Annotated in this window: 6 protein-coding genes; 5 read left to right on the forward strand and 1 reads right to left on the reverse strand. The window is 58.9% G+C overall.

What is annotated here, in order from left to right; all coding sequences use genetic code 11:
* The 4 genes from J3U95_RS27560 to J3U95_RS27575 all read left to right on the forward strand — a co-directional run.
* A partial coding sequence (locus J3U95_RS27560) for a type VI secretion system Vgr family protein (RefSeq protein WP_229520132.1) occupies positions 1–1,951 on the forward strand: 1,951 nt, incomplete at its 5' end.
* 1 nt (position 1,952) lies between these two features.
* Positions 1,953–2,765, forward strand: coding sequence for a DUF4123 domain-containing protein (locus J3U95_RS27565; protein WP_208281675.1), 813 nt, complete (start codon positions 1,953–1,955; stop codon positions 2,763–2,765).
* 16 nt (positions 2,766–2,781) lie between these two features.
* A complete protein-coding gene (locus tag J3U95_RS27570; RefSeq protein ID WP_208281676.1) occupies positions 2,782–3,534 on the forward strand; it encodes a DUF3304 domain-containing protein in 753 nt (250 codons plus the stop codon).
* Positions 3,531–5,621, forward strand: coding sequence for a T6SS phospholipase effector Tle1-like catalytic domain-containing protein (locus J3U95_RS27575; protein WP_208281677.1), 2,091 nt, complete (start codon positions 3,531–3,533; stop codon positions 5,619–5,621). Before J3U95_RS27570 ends, J3U95_RS27575 begins: the two co-directional genes overlap by 4 nt.
* Before the next feature lie 75 nt (positions 5,622–5,696).
* On the opposite strand, the gene J3U95_RS27580 is transcribed toward J3U95_RS27575, so the two are convergent.
* Positions 5,697–7,655, reverse strand: coding sequence for an AAA family ATPase (locus J3U95_RS27580; protein WP_208281678.1), 1,959 nt, complete (start codon positions 7,653–7,655; stop codon positions 5,697–5,699).
* A gap of 213 nt (positions 7,656–7,868) precedes the next feature.
* Between J3U95_RS27580 and J3U95_RS27585 the strand changes: the two genes are divergently transcribed.
* Complete coding sequence (locus tag J3U95_RS27585) at positions 7,869–8,138, forward strand: hypothetical protein (protein WP_208281679.1); 270 nt, start codon at positions 7,869–7,871, stop codon at positions 8,136–8,138.
* Positions 8,139–8,259 lie beyond the last annotated feature (121 nt).

Below are 8,259 nucleotides of genomic sequence, written 5' to 3' on the forward strand. Positions count from 1 at the left end.
ACGACTTCCTGCCCTGGAACTGTGCCGCCAAGCTAGCCGGCTGAACTCCGCTTCCCAGCGGTGTGGCAAGCATCATCTCGTTTTTGCTTGCCGCGCTCAAGACGGTGCTGGGATGACGCTTACCCTGAAAGTCAGCGGCATGCCGCTGCGGCAATCCGGTGGCAGCGCGGCGTTCACCATATTGCGCGTCAGGAGCGTCGGGATCAACAATTTGCCGCCAGCGGCCCAGCACGCACTGGCCGAGCTGTTCGGTCCCATCCCAGAGCTGCTGGGAGAAGTGATGCGTGAGGTGTCGGAAGAATTTGGCCTGGCGATCGAGCAGGCGCGCCGGACTGGTTATGCCAACTGCTTTGAAGCCATTCCTGTAGAACTGCCGTGGCGCCCGCAACTGGCTGGCAGCGACGGGCGCAATCACGCCAAACCGACGGCACATGGCTCGCAAAGCGCGATTGTCGTTGGCGCGGACGGCAGCGATCGTCCCAATGGTGCGGATGAGCTGTATTGCGATCGTCTCGGGCGTGTGCGGATCCGGTTTCACTGGCAGGATAAAGGCAATGCGGGCTGTTGGGTGCGCGTGGCGCAACGGTCGGCTGGCGGCGGGATGGGATGTCAGTTCTTGCCGCGCATCGGGCAAGAGGTTCTCGTCCAGTTTCTTGAAAAGGATATCGATCGCCCGGTGATCGTTGGCGCGCTATACAACGGGCAAGGTGAAGGCGGCATCGCACCGACGCCCGGTGGGCAGCGCACTGCGAACAGGCCGCCGTCTCCGTTCGAGCGGGCGCATGACCACGCACGATCCGGGCAGGGCAACCTCGCTGGCGGCAACAGTCCTGTATGGCATGGCGCTTCGGCCGATAGCGCCGGCCACCGCAACGGCGCGGCGCAATGGGGCATCCGCAGCAAGGAGTTCGGTGGCAACGGCTATAACCAGTTGCTGTTCGATGACACCGATGCGCAGGGCCGGGTGCAGCTCAAGTGCAGTCATGCCGCAAGCGAACTCAATCTTGGGCATCTGGTCCACTCTGCCGACAACTATCGCGGCAGTTTTCGCGGGCTCGGGGCGGAGCTTCGTACCGATGCCTATGGCGCTGTACGGGCTGGTGCAGGGCTGCTGGTGTCGAGCTATCCGATTGCCCATGGTGCGACCGCACGCGACCCGGCTGGCGCCAATGATGCCGGCATCGGCTTGCTGGAACAGGTTCTGAAACTGGTCGGCGCCTTGCACGGCGCCGCGGCTGGCCATGAGACGGTGGGATTGGCAGCGCATACCGGTGCGGCTAAAGCCGATGCCAGCGTGCTCGATGACGAAGCGGCGCCCTTGCGCGCCATGCACACCGCCCTCTCGGGCAGGGTCGACAAGCACAGCTTCGCCAGCTCCGGATCGGAAGCGCTACCGCATATGGCCGATCCGTTGATCGCGCTCATCGCCAGGAACGGGCTCGGCGTGAACGCCGGGCAAAGCCTGCAGCTCGCCAATGGCGAGACCTTTTCACTCATCAATGGCGAAGACGCGCAATACGTCGCCGGCGCCGGAATGCGGGCGCACGCCGGCCAGGCGATCGGCATGCTCGGCGGTGCGGCAAAGCAGGATGCCGGCCAGCCCGGTTTGCAACTGATCACGGCGCGGGATGCCATCGATGTCCAGGCACAGTTCGACGGCGTGACGGTCCAGGCACGGGACGACGTCGACGTGATCAGCGCCAACGCCCATATCGAATGGGCTGCGGCGAAGAGCATCTCCTTGAGCGTCGCCGGCGGCGCCAACATCATGATCGACGGTGGAAACATCGTCGTTCAGTGTCCGGGAAAGCTGGTGGTCAATGCGGGCAAGAAGAGTCTGTCCGGGCCGGGGAAAATGGGTTATCCGATGCCGGCGCTGCCGCGCAGTATCTGCCTCGAATGCCTCAGGAAATCGCTGGCTGCGGGGCCGGCGCTCACCATGGTGGAGTGACATGCTGATCGCACCGTTTGTGGATAGTTGGATGGACGAGTTGTGCGCCCGTACGCGAGACCTCGCCACTGGACAGCGGCTGCATCTGCTGGTCGATGGGGCCTTCATTCCTGGGCTGCATCGAGGTATCCATCCTGACCGGAAAGTCATGCTGTTCGCCTCGCTGCCGGGTTGCAGTGACGAGGCGCTGGACTTGTCATCGTTCCTGATGCCGTTCGATCCAGACAATCCATCTGTCCGACGCATACTGCAGCGCTGCAGCGGCTGGCCCATGGTCAGCGTCATCCAGACGCACGAAGATGTGCAACAGCTTGCCGCCAGGATGGCGGCATGGACCGTCGTCGAAGCGGATGGGCAGCGGTTTCATTTGCGCTTTGCCGATACGCGGCGGATTCCGGCAATCGTCCAGGCGCTGGAACCAGACCAGCGCGCGCAGCTTCTCGGTCCTGCGACGAGTTGGGCTTGTGTCACTCGCAGCGGTGCCTGGCAGGAGATTCGGCTCGACGGCGCCGATGCAAAGATAGCGGCTTTTCCTGCGCTGGATGCGCGGCAGTTCGCAGTGCTAGTGGAAGACAGTCGCATCGACGAGATGCAGGCGCTGTTCATGCGGCGTCATGCGGGGCCATTCATGCCGGCATGGCAGGGATATGAAGTGCTGACGCTGGCGCTGCAGGTGGCGGAAAAAGCGCGATTGAAGGAACCGGCGCTGTTGGACTGGAGCGAATTCCTGTGGCGGGAGGGGCAAATCGAAACGCCATCGACTGCCGTAGACAAGTTTGCCAATTGGCAAGCGACGCAAGTCGATCGGGCTTAAAAGGAGCGGTGATGCCATGAGTGGTAACAAAGTATTCCTGGTCGTGCTGGTACTCGTTTCGACGGCTGTCTATGTCTTGGCGCGTGAGGAAAAGACTGTTGGCGTGAGTCTGCACGGTGTGAATCATACCGACGAGACGTTCAGCTTCTATCTCAGGGACCCGAAGAATCCGGAAATGATCAGCGGCGGCAGCGGCTTGATCGATCCATATGGTGCCAGCGGAATCACCTGTTGCGCCGTGTTGCCACGCGAATGGCATCCTGGGCTGAAGTTGAAAATTCACACGACACACTATTTGGAAAAGCAGTCTGAAGGCAGCACCATTCCGGAGATAAAGGAAGTTATCGAGGCTGAAGTTCCCCGATATGTTGACGGCAAGCCGGGAGAGATATGGGTGCTGCGTAAAGCCGATGGCAAGGTAGAAGTGGTCTCGAGCGATTATCAGCCTGATCACCCGGATTGGCCGGGAGCGATCAAAGGGTGGCCAGTGCCATCCATCGAGTACAGGCGTGAGCGATGGGAGCTGCATCGAAAGCTGACCGCCCACGAAGTGAAAATTTTTACTGAAGCATTGGATGAGCTGGAAACATCTCCGCTCACTGTCACAAGAGAAGATTGGGAGTCAACCAAATCCTCCGCCCCGTATCGGCTAAGCGGGTTTAGCGGTCCTGATGATCCGCTCTATATAGCTGAAAGCAAGGCAAGCTACGCCGAAGCACTGGAGTCAAGCAAGCGACGCTTGCAACAAATCATGGAGGCCAAGCCGTGAATAGCCAGCTATCTCCACCCATTGACGTAAAATTTACCAGTGCCCCACTAAAAGAAACATTTTTTAGCAGGAAAGATCTCAAAAACCTTGAGATGCACGAGACTAGAGAACAGCCGCCTAATAATCAGCCCAAAGAAGCCTGTATGACAAACCTGTTTTTCGGGTTCTTTTTCGATGGCACCAAGAATAACTATGTGCAGGCTGAAACCGCAAGAAATCACTCCAACGTGGCTCGCCTCTATGACTGCTATCCTGGATTAAGCGTTCCTGGCGTACTGCCAGGAACGACCGACTGGGTAAAGGACGCGGACCAATATACGAATTTTTTTAAAGTCTATGCCCCCGGTGTCTCTTCTCCATTTAAGGAAGTCGGCGACAAAGCCGACTGGCTGGACGAGCCCTTCGGCGCAGCCGCAGGTCGCATGGGTGAACGACGAATTCTATGGTCACTCGTGCAAGCCATCAATAACGTCCATCGCTACTTCCTGAAAGTCCCTCTGGTGCCGCAGCCAGAGATAGACGCCATGTTCCGGGACATCACCCTGGATAAGAGCACGCGCAGGAACATGACGGGCAAGTTGCCGCCGATGACGTCCAGCTTTGGCAAGAAAGGAGTACGGTCCGATCGCATGGCCCGAGCAGTATTCGAGCGCATCCTGGGTCGTCTGCATAAAGCCATAGCCCAGCACTGGCCGGATTGCCATACCGGACGGCCGGAAAAAATCAGCCCAGCAGTAGTCAAGATGATCTACATCTCGATCTTCGGTTTTTCACGCGGTGCAACGCAAGCCCGCGCCTTCACCAACTGGCTGCAGTCCTTGTGCGAGCTCGATGCCCAGCTTAGTGGAAAATCCGGCGGCATGTCACTTGGTGGGTTCCCTGTCCAGTTCGATTTCTTGGGTCTGTTCGATACCGTCGCGGCGATTGGAGTAGGAAATACCCTGGGTGGCTCAACCGGCCACGGTGCGTGGGCCGACAGTGAGGACAGCCTGCGTGTTCCAGCAAGTATTCCATGCCTTCATCTGGTCGCAGCCCATGAAATCAGACGCAGCTTCCCGGTCGATTCGATCTCGGTAGGCGGAGCGCTTTCGTCACGTCATGAGGAGAGCGTGCTGCCGGGAGCACACTCCGACATAGGCTGCGGTTATTGTCCAACCGAACAGGGTCGGGGGACCGATCCGAACGGTGACGACATGCTGTCGAGGATTCCACTCTTGATGATGTACAGGACCGCGAGATTAGGCGGCGTGCCGCTGAAGCTCGAACTCGCCAGCACATCGGCCAAATCGAGATTTGCGCTGACCAAGAAAGCCATTTCAGATTTCAACGCGTATATCGCCACATGCGAGGTGAAGACAGGCCCACTGCACCTGATCATGCGTGAGCAGGCGCGGAAATGCATCGAATGGCGCCTCTGGCGCCGCGTCAGCGGCGCACATCCGCTGCAGTCCAGCGAAAGCTTTTCCAGAGCGTCCAATTTCGACAAGAACGATTTGTACAGCGCCGCTCTTGAATTCGAGGAGGAGATCGAGAAATTCACTAGATGGAGACACGAGAAAGGCGCGCGCACGCCATTCAGGGCACAGCATCGAGGATTCAACAACGACCATGAATCGGAGTGGCTCGAAATCGCCACGTGGTGGAAAGGCGATCTTTCAGTAGCGCCCTGCGTCGTGGCATTCTTCGACAACTACGTTCACGATTCACGGGCCTGGTTCAAGCTGAGGCCGGGCAATCCCGACAGTGAGGAAAAGGCTCACAAAGAGTTGCAGGGCTGGCAGCGACGACGTGAGCTGGATGAGGCAAATGTCAAGCTGCCCACCCTTGCGGGCAAGTCCGATTACAAAATCGCGTCGGACCGATTGAGTCCTGAACAGCGGCGAGCCGTCGACGAATACAGGAAAACCAAAGCCATTCCGCGCATGTCCACCACTGGACGCGAGCCCTGGGAGTCTTCGATCGCCTGGCTTGCCGGCGCTGGCTACCTGCGCTTCAGGAAGGTCTACGGTGGACACGATCATGTCTTGCTATCCGGCGTCGATACGCCAGCATCCGACCACCATCCCGACTATGTTGCGCGAGCATGATCAGGCCATCGTTCCAGCAAACAAAAACCCGTCCGGCTTGCGCGGGACGGGTTTTCATAAACAGGAAGCGGCTGCTTACGCGGCGACCTCTTCCTCACACAAAGTCAGCTTGGCCGCCCGATGCCCATGCAGTTGCGGCATCAGCAACTCGCTACGCTCTTCCAGCAACGCAAACACCTCATCCTTCGACAGCACATACTGCTCCAGCAGCGTATCCTTGAGCGACTCCATCACCAGCTTGTAATCGCGGATCGAATCGAGCGTGTAGCTGTACAGCGCATCCGCCTTCTCTTCCACCAGGCGCACGGTGTGCTCGCCGCTGGCTTCCTGCCCCAGTTGGCTGTAATCGATCTTCGAGCGCGAATACATCGACAGGCGGCTCACCATCAGATTCAGCATCTTGGTGATCTTCTCGATGTCGTTCTGGCTGCCGACCGAGATACCGCGGGCGCCATAGAACATCTCTTCCGCCGCCACGCCGCCATACAGGCCGACCACGTCACGCTCCAGCTCTTCCAGGGTGCGCAGCGACATGTCCTCGCCCGACTGCAGCACATAACCCAGCGCGCCGATCTTCGACACCGCTTCGGTGCTGATCTTGAGCAGGTGCGACTTTTCCTTCACTTCGGCCAGGCTGAGACCGGCGCGCAGGTAGGGATCGATCTGCATGAAGAAGTGCCCCAGTTCGTGCAGGGCGATGCGCTCGCGCTGCTTGTGTTTCTCTGCCGTCGTCGCGCGGTCGGTCAGGCCGATGGTGGCGCGTTCATACGCGCGGAACATCAGGTTGGTGTTGATGATCGCTTTTTCCTGGATCGACAGCATGCTCGCGCGCTCGACCACGGTTTCCAGCAGCGCCGGGCTCAGGTTCTGGGTGATCTCGGCCACCTGGTCGAGGTTCAGGTCTTCCCAGTCGACCAGGCCATCTTTCTTGCGCGCCAGGAAGCTGCGCAGCAGTTCGCGGCGCTCGGCCTTGTTCGGCAGGCGGAAGTTGATCTTCACCGAGAAGCGGCGCAGCATCGCTTCGTCCATTTCCGTCGTGTTGTCGTCGAAGTTCGAGGCGACGATCCAGATCACGCCTTGTCCCTTGTCGCTCTTCACGCCGTCGAGCAGGCCGAGCATGGTGTTGGCGGTGTCGTCTTCCCATTTCTTTTCGCTGCGGCCGCGCGGCATGAACAGGCTTTGCGCTTCATCCAGGAAGATGATGCACTTGCCCTTGGCGCAAGCCTTGCGGTACAGGGCGTTCAGGGCCTTCGAGCCGCCGCCGACATAGCCCGACTCCAGCGCCGAACCCGAAGCCGAGATCATCGGCATGTCGAGGCGCTTGGCCAGATAGCCGACCAGCTTGGTCTTGCCGGTGCCGGCAGGCCCGGTCAGCATCACGTTGAACGGCTTGTCGATATTGTGCGACTGGTAGACCTCGCGGTTGCGGATCATGTCTTCCAGGTGCAGCACTTCCTGCTTGATGTCGTCCATGCCGATCAGGTCGTCCAGGCTGCCCTTGAGCTTGTCCGGGGTGATCATCGACGCGCTCGTGCCCATGCCCGGGATGCCGAACTTGATCACGTACAGGATCATCAGCACCAGGATGATCGGGAAGGCATTGCGCTTGAGGAAATCGCCGGTCTGGTCGAGCATGCTCACGCCCTCGTCCATCACCGCCTTGTGGCTGGCCAGGTAATCATCCTTGGCGATCGAATACGGGATCGCATTCTTGAGCAGCACCTCGCGCTCGAGCGACAGGTGCGAGGTGCTCGGCACCTTCACCACGTGCAGGCTCGCCGCGTCCTTGAATTTATAGATGTAGCGCGGCGCCTCCGACAGCGGATGCGCGATCAGGAGGTAGTCCAGGCGCGCCTTCTGGTCGGCCAGCGACGTGATCTCGGCGATGTTCTGCGAGTGGATCACCGGGCTCGGGTCTTGCGGCACATCGGACTTGAAGATCGCCAGCGCCACCAGCATGCCCAGCAGGATAGCGGACAGGATGCGGACGTAGACGTTCTTGAAGGCAATCTGAAGTCGGGCGAAGTTGGGCATCTAGTTACTCGTCGAAAAGTGCGTCGTGCAAAAAGTGGGACTGCTGTTGCCGTATCGCGAAGGCGGCGAGCGCGGCGTCGGCCGGGGCCGAGGGTTTCAGACGTGTTGGTTGGGACGTTGCTGTGATGCCCGAGGGCAAGGGGATAAGGAGACTATACCTTCAAAAAAAACCGCGGTGAATACCCTACGGATAAAAAAATGCGGAATTTGACGATGATGAAAAAGCTGATAACGGTTTTAATTATCCGGGTGACAGCAATAATGATGAATGTGCCAATCAATCGGCGATTTCTTGCGAAATTCGCATTATCAATCTGCCCAATCCCGGCATTATATTTAATGCTGAGCGCTGTTTATTTACCACAGTCAACTTTTGCCTTGAGTGAACGCAACATGCGCGCATCTTTCACCAAAAACATGACTTCTTTCTACAACTCATGCATTCAATTGCGCGCAGTGAGGCCTGCGGATTTGCTATCCTGATGGGCTTTGTTGCACAAATCGGCCCATCAGCGGCCGAGGCGCAGCACGGGTAAACTGACGGCATGATTGCTCCCGTAAAGCTGAAGTACCGAACGACCAACTGGAAAGACTACAACGCGGC

The organism is Massilia oculi (assembly GCF_017582745.1).
Taxonomy (GTDB): Bacteria; Pseudomonadota; Gammaproteobacteria; order Burkholderiales; family Burkholderiaceae_D; genus Telluria; species Telluria oculi_A.

What these genes read in the sequence shown, in the direction of transcription:
- J3U95_RS27565 (WP_208281675.1), top strand. Translation starts at nt 1,953, where the DNA reads ATGCTGATCGCACCGTTTGTGGATAGTTGGATGGACGAGTTGTGCGCC.
- J3U95_RS27570 (WP_208281676.1), top strand. Translation starts at nt 2,782, where the DNA reads ATGAGTGGTAACAAAGTATTCCTGGTCGTGCTGGTACTCGTTTCGACG.
- J3U95_RS27580 (WP_208281678.1), bottom strand. Translation starts at nt 7,655, where the DNA reads ATGCCCAACTTCGCCCGACTTCAGATTGCCTTCAAGAACGTCTACGTC.
- J3U95_RS27585 (WP_208281679.1), top strand. Translation starts at nt 7,869, where the DNA reads ATGATGAAAAAGCTGATAACGGTTTTAATTATCCGGGTGACAGCAATA.